General features: G+C 39.7%; 22 protein-coding genes. 17 read left to right on the forward strand and 5 right to left on the reverse strand.

What is annotated here, in order from left to right; all coding sequences use genetic code 11:
- Positions 1-24: 24 nt before the first annotated feature.
- Positions 25-1164: an acyl-CoA dehydrogenase family protein gene (locus FTU36_RS02385; protein WP_180116733.1), complete on the reverse strand. Its 1140-nt coding sequence runs from the start codon at positions 1162-1164 to the stop codon at positions 25-27.
- 318 nt (positions 1165-1482) lie between these two features.
- Complete coding sequence (locus FTU36_RS02390; RefSeq protein WP_180116734.1) at positions 1483-2253, reverse strand: SDR family NAD(P)-dependent oxidoreductase; 771 nt, start codon at positions 2251-2253, stop codon at positions 1483-1485.
- 141 nt (positions 2254-2394) lie between these two features.
- Here FTU36_RS02390 and FTU36_RS02395 point away from each other — a divergent pair, with 141 nt between their 5' ends.
- Positions 2395-3429, forward strand: coding sequence for an AraC family transcriptional regulator (locus FTU36_RS02395; protein ID WP_180040374.1), 1035 nt, complete (start codon positions 2395-2397; stop codon positions 3427-3429).
- A gap of 200 nt (positions 3430-3629) precedes the next feature.
- The gene (locus tag FTU36_RS02400) at positions 3630-3983 is read left to right on the forward strand and encodes a hypothetical protein (RefSeq protein WP_180026411.1); all 354 of its coding nucleotides are present in this window, start codon (positions 3630-3632) and stop codon (positions 3981-3983) included.
- A 76-nt stretch (positions 3984-4059) separates the two neighbouring features.
- Here FTU36_RS02400 and prmC read toward each other — a convergent pair whose 3' ends face one another.
- Positions 4060-4878, reverse strand: coding sequence for a peptide chain release factor N(5)-glutamine methyltransferase (gene prmC, locus FTU36_RS02405; protein ID WP_180116735.1), 819 nt, complete (start codon positions 4876-4878; stop codon positions 4060-4062).
- Complete coding sequence (prfA, locus tag FTU36_RS02410; RefSeq protein ID WP_180116736.1) at positions 4878-5966, reverse strand: peptide chain release factor 1; 1089 nt, start codon at positions 5964-5966, stop codon at positions 4878-4880. Before prfA ends, prmC begins: the two co-directional genes overlap by 1 nt.
- Before the next feature lie 368 nt (positions 5967-6334).
- Between prfA and FTU36_RS02415 the strand changes: the two genes are divergently transcribed.
- From FTU36_RS02415 to FTU36_RS02435, 5 genes are all read left to right on the forward strand, one after another.
- Entirely contained in the window at positions 6335-6763 is a 429-nt protein-coding gene (locus FTU36_RS02415; RefSeq protein WP_078193959.1) for a glycine zipper domain-containing protein, read from the forward strand.
- A 286-nt stretch (positions 6764-7049) separates the two neighbouring features.
- Positions 7050-7553, forward strand: a complete 504-nt coding sequence (locus tag FTU36_RS02420; protein ID WP_180026414.1) for a hypothetical protein — start codon at positions 7050-7052, stop codon at positions 7551-7553.
- A gap of 192 nt (positions 7554-7745) precedes the next feature.
- Positions 7746-8753, forward strand: coding sequence for an LLM class flavin-dependent oxidoreductase (locus FTU36_RS02425; protein ID WP_180116737.1), 1008 nt, complete (start codon positions 7746-7748; stop codon positions 8751-8753).
- A gap of 233 nt (positions 8754-8986) precedes the next feature.
- Positions 8987-9463 carry an inner membrane protein YiaA gene (gene yiaA / locus FTU36_RS02430; protein WP_180116738.1) on the forward strand — a complete coding sequence of 159 codons (477 nt, stop codon included), beginning with the start codon at positions 8987-8989 and terminating at the stop codon, positions 9461-9463.
- A gap of 263 nt (positions 9464-9726) precedes the next feature.
- The gene (locus FTU36_RS02435) at positions 9727-10299 is read left to right on the forward strand and encodes a flavoprotein (protein WP_180004943.1); all 573 of its coding nucleotides are present in this window, start codon (positions 9727-9729) and stop codon (positions 10297-10299) included.
- A 1001-nt stretch (positions 10300-11300) separates the two neighbouring features.
- Here the strand turns inward: FTU36_RS02435 and FTU36_RS02440 are convergent.
- Entirely contained in the window at positions 11301-12137 is an 837-nt protein-coding gene (locus tag FTU36_RS02440) for a pyruvate, water dikinase regulatory protein (RefSeq protein ID WP_078193964.1), read from the reverse strand.
- Positions 12138-12290: 153 nt separating this feature from the next.
- Between FTU36_RS02440 and ppsA the strand changes: the two genes are divergently transcribed.
- The 10 genes from ppsA (at position 12291) to rpsF (ending at position 24295) form a co-directional block, all read left to right on the forward strand.
- Entirely contained in the window at positions 12291-14669 is a 2379-nt protein-coding gene (ppsA, locus tag FTU36_RS02445) for a phosphoenolpyruvate synthase (RefSeq protein WP_180116739.1), read from the forward strand.
- An 82-nt stretch (positions 14670-14751) separates the two neighbouring features.
- On the forward strand, positions 14752-15534 hold the full coding sequence (locus FTU36_RS02450) for an RDD family protein (RefSeq protein ID WP_180055891.1): 783 nt from the start codon (positions 14752-14754) through the stop codon (positions 15532-15534).
- 300 nt (positions 15535-15834) lie between these two features.
- On the forward strand, positions 15835-16902 hold the full coding sequence (gene cyoA, locus FTU36_RS02455) for a ubiquinol oxidase subunit II (RefSeq protein WP_180116740.1): 1068 nt from the start codon (positions 15835-15837) through the stop codon (positions 16900-16902).
- 3 nt (positions 16903-16905) lie between these two features.
- A complete protein-coding gene (gene cyoB / locus FTU36_RS02460; protein WP_078193968.1) occupies positions 16906-18894 on the forward strand; it encodes a cytochrome o ubiquinol oxidase subunit I in 1989 nt (662 codons plus the stop codon).
- Positions 18895-18898: 4 nt separating this feature from the next.
- Entirely contained in the window at positions 18899-19519 is a 621-nt protein-coding gene (cyoC, locus tag FTU36_RS02465) for a cytochrome o ubiquinol oxidase subunit III (protein WP_078188581.1), read from the forward strand.
- A complete protein-coding gene (locus FTU36_RS02470; RefSeq protein WP_078188582.1) occupies positions 19519-19845 on the forward strand; it encodes a cytochrome o ubiquinol oxidase subunit IV in 327 nt (108 codons plus the stop codon). The genes cyoC and FTU36_RS02470 overlap by 1 nt, the downstream gene beginning before the upstream one ends.
- A 10-nt stretch (positions 19846-19855) precedes the next feature.
- A complete protein-coding gene (gene cyoE, locus FTU36_RS02475; protein ID WP_180073995.1) occupies positions 19856-20734 on the forward strand; it encodes a heme o synthase in 879 nt (292 codons plus the stop codon).
- A gap of 103 nt (positions 20735-20837) precedes the next feature.
- Positions 20838-22952 carry a hypothetical protein gene (locus tag FTU36_RS02480; RefSeq protein ID WP_373683878.1) on the forward strand — a complete coding sequence of 705 codons (2115 nt, stop codon included), beginning with the start codon at positions 20838-20840 and terminating at the stop codon, positions 22950-22952.
- 7 nt (positions 22953-22959) lie between these two features.
- A complete protein-coding gene (locus FTU36_RS02485) occupies positions 22960-23751 on the forward strand; it encodes a DUF3142 domain-containing protein (protein WP_180116742.1) in 792 nt (263 codons plus the stop codon).
- 157 nt (positions 23752-23908) lie between these two features.
- Positions 23909-24295, forward strand: a complete 387-nt coding sequence (gene rpsF / locus FTU36_RS02490; protein ID WP_004696436.1) for a 30S ribosomal protein S6 — start codon at positions 23909-23911, stop codon at positions 24293-24295.
- Position 24296: the final 1 nt, after the last annotated feature.

The following is a 24296-nucleotide window of genomic DNA, read 5'->3' on the forward strand; positions in this document are numbered from 1 at the left end:
CATCGACCAAAGTCTATTTTTTAATCAACATCCTTTGGTTACTTCACGTGCAATCACCAGACGTTGAATGTCCGATGCACCTTCATAGATTTGACTGACACGCACATCACGATAAATTCGTTCTACTGGGAAATCAGATACATAACCATAGCCACCGTGAATTTGAATGGCGTCTGAACACACTCGTTCAGCCATCGTCGATGCAAAAAGTTTCGCCATCGAGGCTTCTTTTAAGCATGGAAAACCTGCATCTTTTAACGTCGCTGCATGGAAGATCAATTGGCGTGCTGCCTCAATTTGGGTGGCCATATCTGCTAGGCGAAATGCCACGGCTTGATGCTGAACAATCTCCACCCCAAATGCCTTGCGTTCATTGGCATATTCAACGGCTGCATCTAATGCTGCTCGTGCCATACCCACAGACTGCGCTGCAATGCCAATTCGACCTGACTCTAGGTTTGATAAGGCAATTTTATAGCCTTCACCCTCTTGGCCTAAAAGACTGTCTGCAGGAATACGACAGTGATCTAAAACAATAGTTGCTGTATCGGAACAATGCTGACCCATTTTGTCTTCTAATCGCGATACGATATAACCCGGCGCATCCGTTGGTACTAAAAAGCACGAAATCCCTTTTTTACCTGCAGACTTATCCGTTACCGCAAAAACCAAGGCTACTTGGGCATGTTTTCCTGTGGTAATAAATTGCTTGGTGCCATTTAATACCCACTCGTCACCATCACGCTCCGCTTTACATTCCAATGCACTCGCATCTGAACCCACTTGTGGCTCTGTTAGGCAAAAACAACCTAACCATTCGCCAGTGGCTAATTTTTTTAAGTATTTTTCTTTTTGTGCTTCTGTACCATAACGCTGTGTAATGCCACATGGCAGTGAGTTTTGTACGCTGACAATTGTCGAAATCGCACCATCACCCGCAGCAATTTCTTCTAAGGCAACAACCAAAGACACATAGTCTAAACCTGCACCACCCCATTCATCCGAAACCGTCATGCCTAAAGCACCCAGCTCACCAAGTTCCTTTAGCTCTTGTTCAGGAAATGCTGCCGTTTTATCACGCTCTGCAGCCGTCGGTTTCAGTTTTTCTTGCGAATAGCTTCGCATCATGTCTTGAACCATTTTTTGTTCATCATTTAAAATCATGAGACTTCCTTTTCTAAATCTTTTATAGCGTGTATAGCTTTAAATGTTGGATAACTGCGGAATTAAAAATTCTTTAACTGTATAAAGCAAAGTTGGATACACGACGACGTCATTTGCAACTGTCTGAGGCAGGACACCATTAATCTCAAATGTTTCTGCGACCTATAAATCAATAAATACTTGATGACGAGTTTTGCAAATGACAATGGTTTTGGTTACTTTTGCCGAAACAAAAGTAATGAGATGAGCTACTGTCAACGAAGTTATTCTCGATAAGACTCCGTCGTAGAAGCCTGAATAAGCAGTTTTAATAAATAACTATTTAGGCTGCATACGAATCGCGCCATCAAGACGTATCACTTCGCCATTGAGATAAGCATTTTCAAAAATATGCGTCACTAATTTTGCAAACTCTTGTGGTTTTGCTAAGCGTGGTGGGAAAGGCACCATTTGCCCCAAAGCATCTTGTACATTTTGTGCCAAGCCTTTGAGCATCGGTGTTTCCATAATGCCCGGAGCAATAGTCATCACACGAATCGACTCACGTGCAAGCTCACGTGCAAGAGGTAATGTCATTGCAACCACTGCCCCTTTTGATGCTGCATAAGCCGACTGACCAATTTGACCATCAAAAGCCGCTACCGATGCCGTATTCACAATTACGCCACGCTCTTCTTCACCTGCTTTTAATTCATATTTAGCAATCAGTTGTGCCGCATAGCGCAGCATATTGAATGTGCCTGAAACATTAATATTTAATACTTTTTGGAACATCGCCAAATCATGTAATCCGTCACGACCTAAAACTTTTGCAGAGGGTGCGATACCTGCACAGTTCACTAAGCCATTAAGTTGACCAAATTCCGCTTCAACTTGTACAAAGAAAGTACCGACCGCTTGTTCATCGGTAACATCCAATTGAACAAATTTGGCATGATCACCCAGTTGACGTTGCATCGCTTCGCCATGCTCATGATTCATATCCACAATAATCACTTTTGCACCCAGGCCAATCAGATGTGTTGCTGTCGCAGCGCCTAGTCCTGATGCACCACCAGTCACAACAAAAACTTTTCCTTTAATGTCCATATCAATTCCCTATTTACGATGTCTTGTTTTAAATTCGACTTAAGATGCAGAGTAAACAGAGAATTTATTCAGTACAATTTCCAAATGTTGCATCTTTTCTGATGTATTTGGACAATTCTGAACAAGGACCTATCCGCACATATGCCGAAGCATGGACTCGAATACAGCAAAGGGACGATTTCAATCGACTTGGTGCATGAAGCATTATACGATGCGCAAAAAAAGCAATTTGATATTTCTGCTATTTTACAAAAGGCGGGTATTCCCTCTGAGTTACTGCTATCGAGTAAAACCAGAGTTTCCGTTTCACAATATGCGGCTTTATGGACTCATCTTGCAGATGTGATGGATGATGAATTTTTTGGCATGGATCGGCATGCCATGCGACGTGGTAGTTTCAAACTGCTTTCAAAAATGGTCATGCATAACAGCACTTTGGGAGATGCACTCAAGCAAATTTTGCAGTTTTTAAATCTGGTTTTAGATGAATTGCATAGTGATTTAACCATTGAAGATCACTTTGCTTATATCGTGATCTATGACCAACAAGCGCCTAAACGCATGTTCAGCTATGCAACTTATTTAATGCTCATCCATACGCTACTGTGCTGGCTGAGTGGACAACGAATTTTGTTAAATCAAATCCAATTCAAATGTGATGCGCCGCTTGATGATCACGACTATAAAGTTCGCTTTTGTGAAAATATTCATTACCAAGCCAGTCAAAACTATATACAACTAGATGCCAGTTATTTAACCCTGCCAATCAAACAAGACACACGTTCATGGTATCAATTCCTACAACAAACGCCTGAAAACCTTTTGGTGCGCTTTAAAAACCCGTATGCGCTCAGTAGCCAAATTCGTAAACAACTGTTAGACGTTTCTCCTGCCGAATGGTTAGAGTTTTATGAGTTGGCGGTCAAAATGAATATGTCGGAAGCCACCATGCATCGCCGTCTTAAAAGTGAAGGTGTGAGTTATCAACAACTCAAAAATGATATCCGACGTGATACTGCCATCGATTTTTTAACCCATACCGATAAAAGTTTGCAAGATATCAGTGAAGAACTAAATTTTCATGATCCGAGTGCTTTTCATCGGGCATTTAAAAAATGGACAGGCGTCAGTCCCGGTGCGTATCGACAAAATAATGCGCCTGAATTCAAGGCCTAGAATTTGATATTCGCTATTTATAAATTGAATATTCATCTAATTAATAGAAAATCAATAACTTAAAAATATTCAATAAATAGACTGACCATTCATCCTTGAACGATTGCTACTTTAGTCTAATTAGGTTATTTTTCACTCAATTTAAAGCACTTTGCTTATTTATTTTTCAATTCTCCTGCATCTCCTTGAAAGGCTTTCCTATGCTTAAGATGATTGATGTTCTTGAACAACAACTTGTTCAAAACTTTTCAGATTCTCTTTTCACTCAGATTGACGCAATTGATGAACTGTTTCACGAACAGCTTAAAACTGTTGCAGATATCGATTTGCAAAATTTGATTTCACAATTTTTTAGCACTGAAAATGCAGTTGAAGTTGCTCATGCACTGGATATCCAAGCGGATGACATTGAAGCAATTCAAGCAGGTGCGAATCTAAAAGATGAAAATTTAGTCAATGCAACTGCAAAAATTATTGCTTACTGTCTTGCAGTAGAAACATCAGCTTTAGAACAAGTTGAAGTTTTCGATAGCTTACAAGACTACCCAATGTAAGTATTGATCGAATATCAAAAACAAAAAAATAAAGCGCATTCAATGCGCTTTATTTTTGACTATCTCTAATACCAAATCAATGTTGCCACTGACCTAAGCTGACACGGTCATTGCCACCATAATCTTTTACAGTCCGAACATTTCGATATCCAGCCTGTAAGAACAAATGTCTGACTGCTTCACCTTGGTCATAGCCATGTTCAAGCACCACCCAACCATGCACAGTCAAATGTTTTTTAGCTTGAAGAATGATTTGTTCAAGATCTGCAAGTCCATGATTGTCTGCAACCAAAGCACGTTCAGGCTCTGTCGCCAAATCTTTCATGTGTACATCATCAGCATCGATATACGGCGGATTTGACACAATTACATCAAAGAAAGCACGTCCAAAAGGTTTCAACCAAGAACCTAAGACAAACTGCACATGTTCAAGATCATGCTTTTTGGCATTAAACTCAGCAACTTCCAAGGTAGGTTCGTAAATATCTGAAGCCACAATTGACCAATCTGGACGTTCACTGGCTAATGACAAGGCTACAGCACCAGTTCCTGTTCCTAAATCGACCACACGAGCATCTTCAGGAAGTTCTAAACGGAGTACAGTTTCAACGAGTACTTCCGTATCAGGACGTGGAACCAAAGTATCTTTAGTCACTTTTAAATCTAGCGTCCAAAATGGCTGAGAACCTGTGACATAAGCCAAAGGCTCACCTGCTGCAATACGAGCAAGACTGTCGACATAGAGTTGTTCTTGTTCTGCCGTCAATTCTTGATCCTTTTTCATGATTAAATCAAAAGAATCAATCTTGGTGATGTGCTCTAACAACCACGCATTTTCCTGACGTTCATAACTTTCAGGTTCACCACGATAGGCCAAAGCCTGTGCAATATTCATTAGCCACCATTCTGCTGTGCTAATAATGCCAACTGATCGGCTTGATATTCACGATGCAAACTATCTAGCAATTCAGTCAAATCACCTTCCATCACTGCATCTAACTTATACAGTGTTAAGTTAATACGATGATCAGTCATACGACCTTGTGGATAGTTATAGGTACGAATACGCTCAGAACGGTCACCAGAACCTACCAAGTCACGACGCATTTCAGACGTCGCTGCATCTGCCGCTGCGCGTTTAGCATTTTCTAAACGAGAAACCAATAGCGCCATCGCTTTGGCTTTGTTTTTATGTTGTGAACGTTCGTCCTGACATTCTACAACTGTACCCGTTGGAATATGGGTAATACGTACAGCAGAGTCAGTTTTGTTAATGTGCTGACCACCCGCACCTGATGCACGATAGGTATCAATACGTAGTTCTGAAGGATTAATTTCTACACTGGTGTCTACATCAATTTCCGGCAAAATCGCAACAGTACATGCCGAAGTATGCACACGACCTTGTGACTCAGTTGCAGGAACACGCTGTACACGATGCGCACCACTTTCAAATTTTAAGCGGCCATATACGCCTTCACCATTGATGAGGCAAATTACTTCTTTATAACCGCCATGTTCGCCGTCATTTTCAGACAACACTTCAATACGCCAACCTTGTGATTCAGCATATTTACTGTACATTCGATACAAGTCACCCGAGAAAATGGCAGCTTCGTCACCACCCGTTCCGGCACGGATTTCTAAATAGGCAGAGTTCGCATCATTCGGATCTTTTGGAATCATCAGAATGTTTAAGTCTACTTCAAGCTGACCAATCAAAGCTTTATTTTCTTTAATTTCTTCAACGGCCATTTCTTTGAAATCTGGATCCGTCATCATCACTTCAGCAGTTTCAATATCTTCTTCTGCTTGACGGTATTTTTTCCAAACTTCAGTGATTTCAGATAAATCACTATGCTCACGAGACAACTGACGGAAACGTTTATTGTCTGAAATGACTTCTACATCTGCGAGTAATGCATTTAATTCTTCGTGACGGTCAGAGAGCTGATCTAATCGTAAACGTAACGATTCTTTCATTTTTCAAAAAATCTCAATACACAGGCTCTACCGCTAAACTTTCACGGATATGCCAAAATTCAAAATAATGGCGCTAGTGTACCGATAATGGGTCTGAAATGACATATTTATTGTTTTTTGGCCTATCTATGAGCCTAAATATCAAAATGTGAACTTCATCACTCCTACCTTTCTCCACAAAGTCGTACAGATTTTCAGCATTCGACCGTTTTTTTCACAATATTAATAAAAATTATACAAACTAGACACTCAAATCACTAAATAAAGTGAAAGCTCTCCATATTTATAGCGAATAGTTTTGTTACATTTACTGCCATCGAAATGATTATGAAAAAGTCCTCGCGTTTATGAAGGACATGGAGTGAACTATGAAACTGAATACTCTTTTAATGACAGCCACTCTAGCAACTGCTTCTATGTTCACTGTGTCTGCAAATGCAGATAGTACAACACGCGTTGCTGCAGCTAGTGCATTAGGTAGTGTTGCAGGTACTGCAATTGGTAAAAACATGGGCGGTAATACCGGCGCTACAATTGGTGCTGCTCTTGGTGGTGCTGGTGGTGCTGCGGTAGCAAGTAATAAACGTAACCGTACAGAATCTGCAATCGGTGGTGCTTTAGGTGGTGGTACAGGTTATACCGTTGGTAAAAGCATGGGCGGTACAAACGGTGGTTACATCGGCTCTGCACTAGGTGCTGCTGGTGGTGCTGCTCTAGGTAATAAAATCTCTAAAGATAAAGCTTACGACAAACACCAAGAACGTAAATACAAAAAACGTTACCGTCGTCGTCACTAATTCAAAATTAGTGAGTCCTTATTGGATCGTGAAAAGAGCACCTTCGGGTGCTTTTTTTATGTATCGCCTTTTTTCAAATGATAAGTACAACTTTATTTATTGCACCTCAAATATGTAGAGTTGATCCACTCTATCCATGTAATCAATCATGTAGAAATAAAGTGCAAAATTTACATTGCAGCAACGGAACACGTATTTTATTTCACATCACGCTCCAAATATTTGCTATGTGTTTTCATATATTGATATCAACAGATAAACATCATGCTTCGTAAGGAGTTTAAAAATGAAAATTAATAAAATTCTATTCAGTGCAGCAATTGCCGCTTCAGCACTTACTATGACTGCAACACATGCAGGTAATAGCACCAATACTGCATTAACATCTGCTTTAGGCGGTGTAGTTGGTGCAGCAATCGGTAACCAAGTTGGCGGCCAAACTGGCGCAATGATTGGTTCGGCAATTGGTGGTGGTGCAGGTGCTGCAGCATCAGCAAACAAACGTGACCGTAATGGTGCCATCATTGGTGGCGCACTTGGTGGCGCGGGTGGTTATACCGTAGGTAAAAACATGGGCGGCACAAACGGTGGTTATATCGGTGCTGCACTTGGTTCAGCCGGTGGTTCTGCACTAGGTAAAAAAGTGTCTGAAGACCGTCGCTATGATGATCGCTATGACCGTCGTTATAACAACCGTGGCTATCGTACCAATAATTACAGCTACAACGACCGAGGCTACCGTGGAGACAATGGTCGTCACTTAGGTTGGTACAAAAACGGTAAACGTTAATCGATATATTTCAATGAAAAAAATCAGCACCTTCGGGTGCTTTTTTTTGTTTATAGAAATATGTTCATAAAAAACTTTAGATATATCTAAAATTAACTTTTTACAGCGTCCCACCACCATATCGAATTTATTCGATATACATTCGGCTTTTTATATCGTATTATTTCGATATAAAGATCTCTGAGAGAAAACATGCGTACTCTAGCCGATACAAAATTTTCAATACTTGAACTCGCACCTGTTCGAGATGATAAAACCATCGAATTTTCACTCAAACATGCACTCCAGTTAGCACAGAAAGCAGAACAACTTGGCTATGAGCGTCTATGGTTAGCCGAACACCACAATATGGATGGCATCGCAAGTTCTGCAACTGCGGTTTTACTCGGTTATCTCTTAGCAAATACACAATCCATCAAGCTCGGTTCAGGCGGGATTATGTTGCCCAACCATGCACCTTTGGTTGTCGCTGAACAATTTGGCACGCTTGAAACGCTATATCCCGGCCGTATTGAACTCGGCTTAGGTCGTGCGCCGGGTACTGACCAAACCACCATGCGCGCTTTACGCCGTGGCCGTCAGGAAACCGAAGATCAATTTCCACAAGATGTCCTTGAGATATTGCAATACTTTAAAGCACCTGAGCCACAGCAGCGCATCATTGCTACACCGGGACAAAATACACATGTTCCTGTATGGCTTCTAGGTTCAAGTCTATTCAGTGCACAACTCGCTGCACGTTTAGGTCTACCCTATTCTTTTGCTTCTCATTTCGCACCACGCATGCTTGGACAAGCAATTCAGCTCTATCGTGAGACTTTCCAAGCATCCGACTATTTAGATCAACCTTATGTTTCTATGGGCGTACCAACGGTTGTTGCTGAAACAGATGAAGAAGCAGAATATCTAGCAACGAGTGCTTATCAACGGGTTTTAGGTTTAATGCGTGGTCAAAGTTTAAAACTCAAAGCTCCAGTCGACAGTATGCAAGGCTTATGGTCTGCTGCAGAAAAGATGTCTGTCGACAATTTCTACGCTATGGGACAAGTCGGTTCAAATGCAACTGTTCGAACAGGTTTAGAAAACCTACTCACTAAATATGACGTTGATGAGTTTATTTTCACCTGCGACATTTACGATACCGATAAGCGCATTGAAAATTTCGAACGTTTAATGCAAATCAAAAATGATCTCGCTTAAGACTCTAAGCTTAATAATCTAATCCAAGCGTTTAATCCGTCTAAAGGCAGAATTGTGACTACATGTTTTGTGGTTCTTTAGACGGATAGCAGTCAACAGATAATATGGTTTCGGCTAACAACGACCAAACCTGTACTTAAAAACCATCATTGCTTCAACGAAATAATTGCTTTACTCATTTTTATTCCTGTATAAATATTAAACATAAGCAAATCAAAGAGAAAAATAAGCAAATGAGCCAATATATTAATAAACCCACACCCGCATTTATCGCAGCAAGTTGGTGTGCACTCATTTTAGGCGCTGTAGTGTTTTGCATAGGTTTATTCAATGCAAATATGATGCTGAATGAAAAAGGCTTTTATCTCATTTTATTGCTTTATGGATTATTTTCATCGGTTTCACTACAAAAAATCATTCGTGACCGTTTAGAAGGAATGCATGTCACTGCAATCTACTTTGGACTGTGCTGGGCATCCGTCATTATTTGCCTCGTACTTCTTGCCCTTGGTCTATGGAATGCTGAACTGGCATTAAGTGAAAAAGGGTTTTACATGATGGCTTTCCTAATGAGTTTGTTTGGTGCAGTTGCTGTACAAAAAAATATTCGTGATATGGACTATTTACGTACACATACCGACCAACCCGAACTTAAGCATTCAACCCCGAGTCAGCTTGACTATAACTCATCAGATGATGAACCACTTTAAAACTCACAAAATTTATAGATCTCAAAAGCTGTTCATGCAGGTCGCTCATTGTTTTATCGATCTGCTTGAGCGGTTAATGAACTACAACGCATAAAAAAATCAGTTCACTCCTAGAAATGTATAAATGACAAGGGCCAAGCAAATCAATTCTAGACAAATTGTATGACTCATCAGACTGAAAAAACGCTTTACCCCGACTGGCCCATCACAGAATATATTCCTATCTAAGACTCAACTAAAAAAACAAAAGACAAGGAATAAATATGGCCAACAAGCAGGATGCAACCCACCATATTTTTAATAATCATCTAGAGGATTTTGAACACTTTCGTGGAACGATCATCAGTTCAGAACAGATCAAAGATTATGACTTTAAGAATCAAAAAATCGCCATTATTGGGATAGATCAGCATGTGGTCTCTGAACTACATCATCTATGTCAGGTTGCAGATAACATCATGGTCTATCAAATCAAACCGCAATTTGTTTTACCGCGTACTGAACGTCTATTGAATAAATTAATTCAACATCCACTGATTGCAAAAAATCGACGTTTATTTAGCAATCGTATTAAGAGTATTTTGGCGATTCGCTTTTTAGAAGATCAAGTGCCGAACCATTGGTTAAGACATTTACTCAGTCCAAATACCGCAATTCAGAACAAAACCTTCCTAAAATCGGATCATTATTATGCAGCATTACAGCAGCCCAACTGCATCTTAAACACTTGGCCTATTGCAAAAATTCAGAGTAATTCAATCACGGCTTTAGATGAGCATACGTTTGAGTGTGATGTCATTGTGCGCAGCGAATCTAACCAGCCTAAAGAAAAGTAATTACATTGCAATTATTTTCACATGACAATTACTAGAATTTATCCGATTGATCAAAACTCACAACACCAATAGCCATCTCTGGTGGCTTTTGCTAGATCCCCTACGTTATTGAATACTTCTATTCGGTAAGGCTAAGGATTCTTAAAAATCCATAAATGAAAATAGCTTTAATCGTGCTACATGCTTTTTCAGCGCTCAGACTTAAATCATGCCTCCGACCTGCATCATCAGCTACAGTTCATTTATAGAAGTGCGATTTTTGAATAGTTATGATCAATTCTTCATGAAAATTTTATTTCAAACCAATAAATTTTCAGTCTCTTAATTTTGTCTTACACAACTCTTTTAATGACTAATTATAAGTAGGAAAATTTATACCGATGCTCATATTCAGCCGACATTTACTTATGTTCTAATCTATATTCAATAAGAAAATAACTGCTAAAAATCCAATTTTAATATCACTTCATATCTGCTTTTAAAGCCTAAATAGTCTCAATTCGAGCATTCCCCACCCACATCAATTAAATAAATGATGCCATTTCTTGAGATTTAACACCTAAAAGCGACTGTTTGATTATTTTTTATTCTATTTTCTGCCTATTTTTTTAGCATTTAAATCAGTATTTTTTAAAATTATGATCAAATATTAAACTGTATGTGCTAAATCTAGTATATACACTACTCTTATCAAGTAGATTATTCAGGCTTAATTCATAGATAAAAACACAGCAATACACGGATTATTTTAAAAGATTGAAGCTGTCAATTAGGCCATATTTTATAAATTTTCAGCCAAAAAAATTCATCAAATTGGTACACATTTGAATACAGAATTTGCTTAAATTTTAAGTCTAAATGTTGAGAAAAATTTTCATCAATATTTTAAATATTTATCATTCATTAAAAGTATGACAAGTCAAAAATTAATACTATTTTTATATAATTTATACAGTAATTTATTATCATTAAAAGAGCCACCGAAGTGGCTCAATTTACACTTAACCAATGCGACGTTTCAGTCCTGTCATTTGTAAAACACGTGTTGAAATTTCTTCAATCGACATTTCCGACACGTTTAAGTATTTAATTCCTTCTGAAATATAAATACCTTCAATCGCACGTAATTCCATCTGGCACTGACTAAAACTTGCATAACGGCTATTGGCCTTACGTTCTGAACGAATTGCTACAAGGCGCTCTGCATCAATCATCAAGCCAAATAACTTATGTTTATGCTCACGTAAAACTGCAGGTAAACGGTTGTCATCCAAGTCTTCTTCTGTCAACGGATAGTTCGCTACACGAATACCAAATTGCAAAGAGAGATAGATGGAAGTTGGTGTTTTACCCGAACGTGATACCCCGATTAAAATTAAGTCGGCTTTATCATAATGACGAGTACGTGCCCCATCATCGTTATCTAAAGCAAAATGCACCGCATCAATACGTGCTTTATAAGACTCAGAATCTGTTACTGCATGGGTTTGACCGACTAAAGTCGTAGGCGCAGTACCTAACTCGTCAGACAGTTTACTAATAAGCCCTTCAAAAACATCAAGATTTATCGCATTTGCAGTATTAATAATGTCACGTACATACGGGTCTACAAGGGTGTCAAACACCAAAGGCTTTTGACCGTCTTGCTGCGCTCTAAGATTGATCTCTGCAACCACATTTGTAGCTGCTTCTTCAGAGGTAATATAAGGAATAATATGAATGTCAAAATCTACATGAGGGAACTGGGCTAACAGTGAATGACCAAGCGTTTCTGCGGTAATCGCTGTCCCATCCGAAACAAAGAAAACACTACGCTGAATCTGTTTACCTTCTGACATTAAAATTCTCCTCCAAAATTTGTCTTAGTGCTATATAATCATTATAGTAAACCATCTTACATGACTGTCACTTAGTAAATTTAGAATGCTAAGTAATTTGTTATAATTTCATGCCAAGATAGTGATTAATACTGCAAAAGTGGAGTAACAACTTTGGAAGCGCGCGTAATTGGTCTAGAAAAATTAGGGAAACACGACGTAGAACTCGTGGGCGGTAAAAACTCATCATTAGGTGAAATGATCAGCCATCTCGCAAATGCTGGTGTATCTGTTCCTGGTGGTTTTGCTACTACAGCTCAAGCATATCGTGAATTCCTCGAGCAAAGTGGCCTAAACGCTAAAATTAACGCTGAACTTGCTGCACTCAATGTTGACGATGTAAATGCACTTGCTGAAACTGGTGCAAAAATCCGTCAATGGATTGTAGACACTCCGCTTACAGCTGAACTTGAAACAGAAATTCGTGAGGCTTTCACAGCTCTTTCAAACGGCAACCCTGATATCGCGGTTGCCGTTCGCTCATCTGCAACAGCAGAAGACTTACCAGATGCTTCATTTGCTGGCCAACAAGAAACTTTCTTGAACATCCGTGGTATCGACAACGTCCTTATTGCGATTAAAGAAGTATTTGCTTCACTTTATAACGACCGCGCAATTTCTTACCGTGTACACCAAAACTTCGCACATGACGTCGTTGCGTTATCTGCAGGTGTTCAACGCATGGTTCGCTCTGAAACAGGTGCAGCTGGTGTAATGTTTACACTAGATACAGAATCTGGTTTCCGCGACGCAGTTTTCATCACAGCTTCTTATGGCTTAGGTGAAATGGTTGTACAAGGTGCTGTAAACCCTGACGAATTCTATGTATCTAAACCACTTTTAAATGCAGGCAAACACGCTGTATTACGTCGTAACCTTGGTTCTAAACACCAAAAAATGATTTATGGTGAAGAAGGTGCTGCAGGTAAGTCAGTGGTTGTTGTAGACGTTGAAAAAGCAGATCGTCAACAATTCGCTTTAAATGACCACGAACTTCAAGAACTTGCTAAACAAGCATTGATCATTGAAAACCACTATGGTTCAGCAATGGACATCGAATGGGCGAAAGATGGCGATGATGGTCAAATCTATATCGTTCAAGCACGTCCTGAAACTGTGAAGAGCCGCCAAAACGTTGGCACCATGGAACGTTACCTACTTAAGCAAAAAGGTAATGTAGTTTGTGAAGGCCGTTCAATCGGTCAACGTATTGGTTCTGGTCGCGTTCGTATTGTGACTTCAATCAAAGAAATGGACAAAGTTCAAGACGGCGATGTACTTGTATCTGACATGACTGACCCAGATTGGGAACCAGTAATGAAACGTGCAGCTGCAATTGTCACTAACCGTGGTGGCCGTACTTGTCACGCTGCGATTATTGCACGTGAGCTTGGTGTTCCTGCAATTGTAGGTTGTGGTAATGCGACTGAAGTATTGACTGACGGTCAAGAAGTGACTGTTTCTTGTGCTGAAGGTGACACAGGCTTTATTTACGAAGGTGCTTTGGACTTTGAAATCCAACGCAATTCTATCGAATCTATGCCTAAACTTCCGTTCAAAATCATGATGAACGTAGGTAACCCTGACCGCGCATTTGACTTTGCTCAAATTCCTAACGAAGGTGTTGGTCTTGCTCGTCTTGAGTTCATCATCAACCGTATGATCGGCGTACATCCTAAAGCATTGCTTAATATTGACAGCCTACCACGTGAAACTCGTGCTGCTGTAATGTCACGTACTGCGGGTTATGCATCTCCTATCGAATTCTATGTTGAAAAACTAGTTGAAGGTATTTCTACACTTGCTGCAGCGTTTGCTGACAAACCAGTGATTGTTCGTATGTCTGACTTTAAGTCAAACGAATATGCAAACTTAATCGGTGGTAAGTTATACGAACCTGAAGAAGAAAACCCAATGCTTGGCTTCCGTGGTGCAAGCCGCTATGTATCTGATAACTTCCGTGATTGCTTCGAACTTGAATGCCGCGCACTGAAAAAAGCACGTGACGAAATGGGCTTAACTAACATTCAAATCATGATTCCTTTCGTACGTACTGTTGCTGAAGCGAAACGTGTTATTGAATTGTTAGCACTTAACGGCCTCAAACGTGGTGAAAATGGTCTTAAAGTGATCATGATGTGTGAACTTCCAACTAACGCATTGTTGGCTGAACAGTTCCTTGAACATTTCGACGGTTTCTCTATCGGTTCTAACGACTTAACTCAGTTAACACTCGGTCTAGACCGTGACTCTGGTATCGTTTCTCACCTATTTGATGAACGTGATCCAGCCGTTAAAGCACTTCTTTCAATGGCAATCCATGCTTGTCGTAAAGCTGGCAAATACGTAGGTATTTGTGGTCAAGGTCCTTCAGATCACCCTGACCTAGCTAAATGGTTAATGGAACAAGGCATCGAGTCTGTTTCGCTTAACCCAGACTCAGTATTAGACACATGGTTCTTCCTTTCTGAAGAAAAAGCTCAACAAGCTTAATAAACTGTGTTAAAAAAAGACCCACATGTGGGTCTTTTTTTTTATTTATACTTTTACAGACGTTTTTTGAGATTTTAGTTTTATGCAGATTTACTTGGCACGAAATAACCAACAAGCTGGTCCCTACACCTTAGAACAACTTAACCAAATGCTCGCGAGCCAACAAGTGTTACTCACGGACTTGGTTTGGCACCAAGGTATGACCGAATGGAAAGCTTTGGGTGAACTCACTCAAGGTCAGTTGGTTTATATGCCTGCAGGATATACTGCACCAACAGCATTCGAATCAAATCAAACTGCAACTACGCCATCAAATACCTACGCACAGTCTCAAGCGGTACAAGAGCAAACTAGCCTAGCAAGTATTCCTAAACGTGTCCTGGCTAAAATCGTCGATTTACTCCTTTGGATACCGGCAACTTTTATCTTAACGGCATTTTTTAATCCAAGTGAAAAGACACAATTTGCAAATCTGAATGAACAGTTTATGCAAGCTGTGATGACCCCAAATGCTGACCCCAATGTTTTACAAGCACTACAAACACAAATGGTTGAGATGTTTCCCAACCAAGCTTGGATTGCAATGTTTGCTTACCTCTTCATTATGCTTTTCATTCAAGCGTATTTGATTGCTAAATCTGGTCAAAGTATTGGTAAAAAAATCACCAAAATTAAAATCGTAGATGCCGAAACCAGCCAACCTGTAAACCTCATGCGTGGCTTCACTTTACGTAGTGTTTTATTTATTTTTCTGAACTTTTTATCGATGCCTTTAAGCGCAATCATTGATTCCGTTTTTATTTTCGGCAAAAAGCGTCAAACTTTGCATGACAAGTTAGCAAAAACCAAGGTAATAAACCAATAACTTTCACTTTTATTGAGGGATGAATTTCTCATCCCTTTTTTGTGCATTACATTGAAATTAAAATAAAATTCAGATAAAAAAAACACAATCCCGACCAACAAAATAGGGTTTTAATACAGTCATTTAAAGCATCTTTATGTATAGCTTAGTTTGCCGATATCAGGCATAATGCCCTACAACGTAGCGGTGTCACATCATTGTGAACTTTTTTCATATCTGAAAAATCACAATCATGCGACACTTTATTCGCTATCCCAATTTTAAAAATTAGGGAATGGGACTCTTCACCGAGGTTGTAAAATGAGACAAACAATTTTAGCTGTATTGTCTTTATCTGCGATCGCTGCACTCTTAACTGGGTGTGGTGGTGATATGGTACTTCTAAACTCAAAAGGTCCAGTTGCTGAAGGTCAGTCAAACCTCATGCTTACTGCGATCTACCTAATGTTGTTGGTAGTTATTCCATCAGCACTTATGGCTCTTTGGTTTGGTTGGAAATATCGCGCGTCAAATAAAGATGCAGACTATGCACCTACTTGGGCACACTCGACTGCAATTGAAGTTGTAGTTTGGGGTATTCCCGTAATTATTATCGCTATTTTAGCTTGGTTAACTTGGTGGGGTTCCCACAAGTATGACCCTTACCGTCCACTCGAGTCAGATAAAGCTCCTTTAACTGTTCAAGTTATTGCTGAACAATTTAAATGGATCTTCATCTACCCTGAACAAGGCATCGCGACTGTAAACGAGATCCGCTTCCCTGAGAAAACTCCTGTAAGCCTTCGTTTAACATCTAACTTCACAATGAACTCATTTTTCATTCCGGCGTTAGGTGGTCAGATTTATGCTATGGCAGGTATGCAAACTCACTTGAACTTATTAGCTGATGAAACTAGTCCTGCTGAAGGCTTCCGTGGTTTCTCTTCTAACTATTCAGGTTATGGCTTCTCACAAATGCGCTTCCGTGCACATGCTGTGACTGATGCTCAGTTTGCTGAATGGGTTTCTGCTGTTAAAGCTGGTAATGGTTCTTCAGTTAATCCTGAAGCGGTTCAAAAAACTGTTTTAGACCAAGCTGAATTTGCAACCTTACGTGACGGCAACCGTTCTAAACACCAGATCGAAGTTTTAGTTGCCAAAGCAACTACTCCTGAAGAGAAGGCTCTAGCTGAAGCAATGAAGCCTTACCCTACTAAGCCACACCCAGTGACTTACTATTCTTCAGTTGAACCTAAATTGTTCGAATCAGTGATTAACAAATACATGAGCAACTACCACGGTGCTGATCATACAGCTACTGTTGGACACGAAGCTGCTGCTTCTGAAGCTCATGCAAGCGTTGAACATGCGACTGTTGCAGGGGAATAAGACATGAGCTTATTAGGTAAGTTAGGACCAGATGCAATTCCACACGACCCAATCGTGTTGGTTACTGTTGCAATGATGATCCTTGGCGGTATCGCAATTGTTGCTGGTATCACCTACTTTAAAAAATGGGGCTACTTGTGGAACGAATGGTTCACATCTGTAGACCATAAAAAAATTGGTATCATGTATATCCTCGTGTCAATTGTCATGCTTGTGCGTGGTTTTGCCGATGCGATTATGATGCGTCTTCAACTGTTCCTTGCAAAAGGTGGCGGTGAAGGTTACTTACACCCAGAACACTATGACCAGATCTTTACTGCCCATGGCGTAATCATGATCTTCTTCGTAGCAATGGGTCTAGTTGTTGGTTTAATGAACGTTGCTGTACCACTTCAAATTGGCGCACGTGACGTAGCATTCCCATTATTAAACTCTCTTAGCTTCTGGTTATTCGCCGGCGCTGCGGGCTTAATGATGGCTTCTCTTGCAATTGGTGAATTCGCTGCAACAGGTTGGATGGCTTACCCTCCACTTTCTGGCATCGAATACTCTCCAGGTGTAGGTGTAGACTACTATATCTGGGCACTTCAGGTTTCTGGTCTAGGTACGCTTCTTACTGGTGTTAACTTCTTCGTTACCATCATCAAAATGCGTGCGCCTGGCATGAAACTTATGGACATGCCTATTTTCACTTGGACTGCATTAGTTACTGTAGTGCTTATCGTTGCAACATTCCCAGTTTTGACTGCGACTATTGCAATGCTTTCACTTGACCGTTACTTCGGCTTCCATTTCTTTACAAATGACATGGGTGGTAGCCCAATGTTGTATGTAAACTTGATTTGGACTTGGGGTCACCCGGAAGTTTACATCTTGGTATTACCAGCTTTTGGTATTTACTCAGAAGTTACTGCTGTGTTCTCACGCAAAGCGTTGTTCGGCTACAAATCTATGGTGTACGCAACTGTAGCAATTGGTGTTCTTTCACTAGTTGTATGGGTTCACCACTTCTTTACAATGGGTGCTGGTGCCAACGTTAACGCGTTCTTCGGTATCATGACCATGATCATTGCGATCCCTACTGGTGTGAAAATCTTCTCTTGGTTATTCACTATGTACAAGGGCCGCATCACCTATACAACTCCAATGCTTTGGACACTTGGCTTCCTTGTGACTTTCGGTATTGGTGGTTTAACAGGCGTATTAATGGCAGTTCCACCAGCGGACTTCTTAGTACACAACTCTTTATTCCTTATCGCTCACTTCCATAACGTAATTATTGGTGGTGTAGTGTTCGCGATGTTCGCGGGTATCATTTTCTACTGGCCAAAAATGTTTGGTTGGAAATTGAATGAAACTTGGGGTAAAGCAGCGTTCTGGTTCTGGTTCTTCGGTTTCTACTTTGCATTCATGCCACTTTATATCCTTGGTTTCATGGGTATGACTCGTCGTTTGAATACATATGACAACCCTGAATGGGATCCGTACTTAGCGATCGCTTTATTTGGTTCTGTATTGGTTGCTATCGGTATCTTCTGTTTTGTTATGCAAATCGTTGTTGGTTTCCTTCAACGCAAAGACAACATGGACGTTACTGGCGATATCTGGGATGGTCGTACTCTTGAGTGGGCTACTTCATCTCCTTCACCATTCTATAACTTTGCTTATCTTCCAAAGATCAATGGTATTGATACTTTCTGGACTGACAAAGAAAATGGTGTTGCTTACGCTAAGCCAACTACATACGAAGACATCCATATGCCTACAAACCGTGCGGCAGGTTTCGTAATTGCAATGTTTATTACAGTTATGGGCTTCGCATTAATCTGGCATATCTGGTGGTTAGTCGTTGTAACTTTCATTGCTTCAATTATCAGCTTCATCGTTTCTTCTTTCACAAAGAAAGTGGACTACTATGTTCCAGCTGCAGAAGTTGAACGTATTGAAAATGAACGCTACGCGCTTCTTGAAAAACATTTGAAGAAGGACTAAGACAATGGCTGAAGTACTTCATCACGACAACCACGGACATGACGAACATCATCATCACGATGATACTGACATCACTGTCTTTGGTTTCTGGACTTACTTGATGAGTGACTTGGTTCTTTTCGGGACACTCTTCATCGCGTTCGCTGTATTAAGTAGCCACGTTCCAGTGGGTACGCCAAGTGCACAAGAGCTGTTTGGTGAATCTTTAGGTTTCGTTTTAACTGAAACTTTCGCCCTTCTTATCTCTTCTGTAACTTTTGGTTTTGCTGTTCTTGCAGCATACAAGAAAAATGTTGGTCAAGTTTTAACTTGGTTAGCAGTTACTTGGGTATTTGGTGCAGCCTTCATTGGCATGGAACTTTATGAGTTCAACCATTTAGTTCATGCTGGTCATGGCCCAAGCACAAGTGCGTTCTTATCTGCGTTCTTTACTCTAGTTGGTACGCATGGTATTCACGTAACTTCTGGTTTGGTATGGATGCTTGTGTTGATGTTCCAAATCAAGAAATATGGTTTGACACTTCCAAACACTCGTCGTCTTGCTTGCCTAAGCTTGTTCTGGCACTTCCTTGACATCGTTTGGATCTGCGTATTCAGCGTTGTTTACTTGATGGGAGTTATCTAATGAGTCACGATCATAACTCTGCTGGTGCAGCTCACGGTAACGTTAAACAATATACAATCGGTTTTATCCTTTCTGTTCTACTTACCGTAATTCCATTCGGTATGGTAATGGCAGGTGGTTTTAGCCGTGGTCTATTGGTTGCCGTAATCGCGATTACTGCGGTTGCTCAGGTTCTTATTCAGTTAGTTTACTTCCTGCATATGAACTCTTCTTCAGAGCAACGCTGGAACGTGATTGCATTTGTTTATACAATCCTCACAATTGCTATCCTTTTAGTAGGTTCTGTGTGGATTATGAACTACCTTCACTTCAACATGATGATCTAAACTGGTCGTCATGCTGAAAAAGTATTTATTCCTGACTAAACCAGGAATTCTCTTTGGTAACTTTGTTACCGCTTTGGGTGGCTACTTTGTAGCTGCCCAAGGTTCTGTAGATTTCCTTCTGTTGCTTCTCACCCTCTTAGGCACCCTCTTTGTGGTCGCTTCTGGATGTGTTGTCAATAACGTTATTGACCAAGACATCGATTCAAAAATGCAACGCACTCAAAATCGTGCGATGGTTAAAAAATCAATCTCGATTCCTGTTGCTTTAGTTTTTGCTTTAGTTTTAGGTGTATTTGGTTTTAGCATTTTATGGTTCTGGGTAAATGCTTACGCTTTTCTTTTTGCTGTTATTGGTTTTGTCGTATACGTTGGTTTTTACAGCTTATGGACAAAACGAACAACAATTCATCAAACCATTATCGGCAGTCTTTCTGGCGCAGCGCCACCTGTAATCGGGTATACGGCTGTTGCAAACCAGTTTGATTTAGGTGCATTACTGATTTTTATTGGTTATGCATTTTGGCAAATGCCTCATTCTTGGGGAATTGCAGTTTACCGATTTGATGACTACAAAAATGCAGGAATTCCAATTTTACCTGTAGCACGTTCAATTCATCGAACCAAGGTTGAATCTTTGGTTTACGTGATTTTGTTCTGCATCACCATGAACGGTTTATACTTTTATGGTTATGCCAATTGGATTTATATGATTGTCCTGAATGCCTTAAGTCTGTATTGGATTTATTTAACCATTCAAGGATTCAAAGCTGAAGATGATCAAGTTTGGGCAAAACAATATTTCATGTTTTCGGTCAAATTGATCACAGTGATTAGTTTAATTTTTAGTTTTACTTCCACTGCCCCTCTAAAGCCAATTGTATTTTTTTAAAGAAGATAGAGTTTTACTCTATCTTTTTTATTTCTATATCTCTTCAATGTATCCCTGCAACTTGATAATATCGCAGCCACAATTATAAATTTATACCTGCGCTATGTCATACCAACAACAATTCATTCGCTCTTCATTTTTAACACTGTGTATACCTTTTACTCTTTTGTTTGGCTTACCAAGCAATGCAGGTGTAGACATGTCATGTGAACCCTCAACACAGGTTGATGGTCATCGCTATAATTCTTGTGACAATTTACCTGTACTTAGCCCTGCAAATGACAATCGAACTAATATTCTGCTTTTACTCAGTGATATGGGTTTGGCCAAAATTAATATCGAAGAATCAAATTCAACACTATGGATGACCAACTATAGTAAAGTTCCGTTTGAGTTTTCAAATATCATCGATCATAGTACCAATAAACTGCCAAACGCACGGAGTCAAATCACGAATCCACCCTTAATTTATAATGAGCATTGCATTAGTCTAAAATCTGGCGCGCAAGCATTTATTCAGCAAGTCAAAACAGATACAAAACTTTCAAATACAGAAAAAGATATATTAATCCGTGAACGTCAAAAAATTGCAGAATGCACGGACAAGCTGAATTTAATCACCGTGAATTCGAATTGGTCAGTACCTACACGTCAATATGCATCCTATCTAAACGCCACAATTTCTTTTTATAATGCTAACTTTTCCACAGCAACGAAGATTTATTCAGTACTCACCAGTGTTGATCAAGCATGGCTCAAAGAAACCTCTCAATATATGCTGATTCGAAGCTCTCTAGATGAAGCCTATCAAAGTGGTGTTCGTGAATATGGTGATCTTGACCATAACAAGCTCAATCAAAATTTGCTCTCTACTTTTTTTAATAACATTACCCAGTACTTTAAGCTCTATCCGCAAGGTCAATATGCTGCAAGTGCTCGTGGTTATTTGCGTCGTGGTTTTTGGCTGAGTGGCAAACATGATTTACTCATTAATGAATATGTATGGCAAATCAATAACCCTAAATCTCGTGTTTATAATTTAGAAATTCCCAATTTACCTTATGAAATAGATCGTCGTGTTTTTCAGTCAAAACATTTTCATGTCAAAAACCTGAAAGATCCATTTTTTCTTAGCATTTATGACCTTATGCATATGCGCGAAAAACAGTCTGATGATGACATTGTGATTTCGTGGGCTGAACTCAATGCACAAAAAAATTACTTTAAAGACCAACCTGAACTGTTCCACTATTTACAGGCCAATCATTTATTTTATGTGCAAAACAAAGCACAAGAAGCACTCAAATATCTGCCACAACAAGCACCGAGCAGCATCAATAGTTACCTACAGTTGAGTCAGCTACTACTTAAAGGTCGTATTCTGGAAGCAAGTGGGCAAAATCAAGCTACTCAACAATATTGGGAAAACCTACTTTCCATCAGCAAAACCGCCGAACAACGAGGTTTGGCAGAACTCATGCTTTACCCTTATTATGCAAAGCTAAATAATGCTGCGCTTTTTGTCGGTAAACTCGCAAAAATCAAACAAGCTTCCCTTCAGAAAAGCTTTATTGAAAATATAGCGAATGAACGTAGTTTGATGTCGATCATTCAAGATCAAACAGCACAAACCGATCAGAAAAATTTAGCGATTAATACGATATTGCAAAAATCTTTGATTCATCAAAACTACAATTTATTCAATCAAGCCTACGCACTTTTACCTAAAAATGCTGCGCAATATATTTATAACAATGAAAAATTCGAACACTATAAAAACCAACCCCCACTGGGCGATTTTGTATGGAAAGGTACAAAAATCAGTCATAGTTTACAATGCCCTGATTTATATACACTAACGCAAAAACTTGAAAAATCCCCTCAAGATTTAACGCTACGCTTGTGCCTAGGTGAATATATTCGTTCCGAACAAGGCTATAGCGTACATCATCAAACTTATGTCGAAAAAGACCAAACAAGTTTTCAAGGCACCGTCTTTACTCGTGGGCAGGTCTATAAAGACATTATGAAACAGAGTGCCGATCCTAAGTTAAAAGCCTATGCCCTATATCGTTCTATTATGTGTTATTCACCCAATGGTACGAATGATTGCCAAGATCAAGACGTAGTTCAATCAGTTAGAAAACAATGGTTTAATCAAATCAAACGTGACTATCCTGACACTTCTTGGGCTAAATCTCTAAAATATTATTGGTAAATAGCTTATGTGGCCATTGAGTAAGTTTGCAAAAACAATTTGTCTTTTGTTTATATCAGGCTTGGTTTTATGTACTGCTTGCTCACCGGCTCAATCTGAAAATTCATCTTTATTGAAAGCAGATGTAGATCCTTCACGGTATGTTGATGCACGGCAATATGCAAGTTTTTGGATTTGGGGCAATATTTCTAGTAGCCCCTACTTACAGCAAGCCTCAGAGCTTTATATTTTACAAGGTGAAATGAATTGGAATAAACCTTTAAAGCAATCCGAGTTTATCCCACAAGGTATTCAAGTCCTCCATAAACCACAGCAGAAAATTTGGATTGTAATCCGTAGCCATCATTTACAATGGTCAAATAACAATATTCAGCAAATTTTGCAGCGGCTTAAACATTGGGAAAATAACGGCAATCAGATCCAAGGCTTACAAATCGATTTTGACGCCAAAACTAAAAACATTCATCAATATGCCTTATTCCTTGAAAATATACGAAAGCAACTACCTCAAAAATATCGTTTAAGCATTACTGGTTTAATGGATTGGACCAATGTTCAAGATCAGCAAACGCTCAGTATATTGCGCCGCAATATTGATGAGATCGCCATTCAAACTTATCGTGGTAGTGCCACGATCGAGAATTACACGAGTTATCTGAATAAAGTCTCAAAATTGAAACTACCCTATAAAATAGGCCTCGTACAACATGGCCGTTGGCACGCACCTCAACATTTAATTAATGATCCTTATTTTAAAGGTTATGTGGTGTTTTTATTACGTACCGCTAATCGGCCTTAAACCATAAATAATTCAAGCATTTTAAATCCATGCCTTGTATTTCAAACCTAAACGCTCTAAAATTCACGCTTCGCAATTATTGCGACACAACTTTGGTTGTGACTCCTTGCTTCAATCAATTAATGATTGGGGCTGCCTAAACCGTAAGGAGCTGACAATGCGTCACTACGAAATCGTACTATTGGTACATCCAGACCAAAGCGATCAAGTTGTGGGTATGGTAGAACGTTACCTAACTCACATCAAAGAAGCTGAAGGTCAAATCCACCGTCTTGAAGACTGGGGTCGTCGTCAATTGGCTTACCCAATCAACAAGATCCACAAAGCTCACTACATTCTTATGAATGTTGAGTGTGGTCAAACTACTCTTGATGAGCTAGAAGAATTGTTCCGTTACAACGACGCAATCATTCGTAGCCTTATCATCCGTCGTGAAAACGCTATCACTGAAGAGTCACTATTGGCTAAGAGTGCTGAAGAAAAACGTGCGCGTAAAGCTCAACGTGAAGAAGCACAACAAGCTCAAGACTCTGCTGAAGCATAAG

The sequence above is a fragment of the Acinetobacter sp. YH12096 genome, assembly GCF_013419215.1.
GTDB lineage: Bacteria > Pseudomonadota > Gammaproteobacteria > Pseudomonadales > Moraxellaceae > Acinetobacter > Acinetobacter amyesii.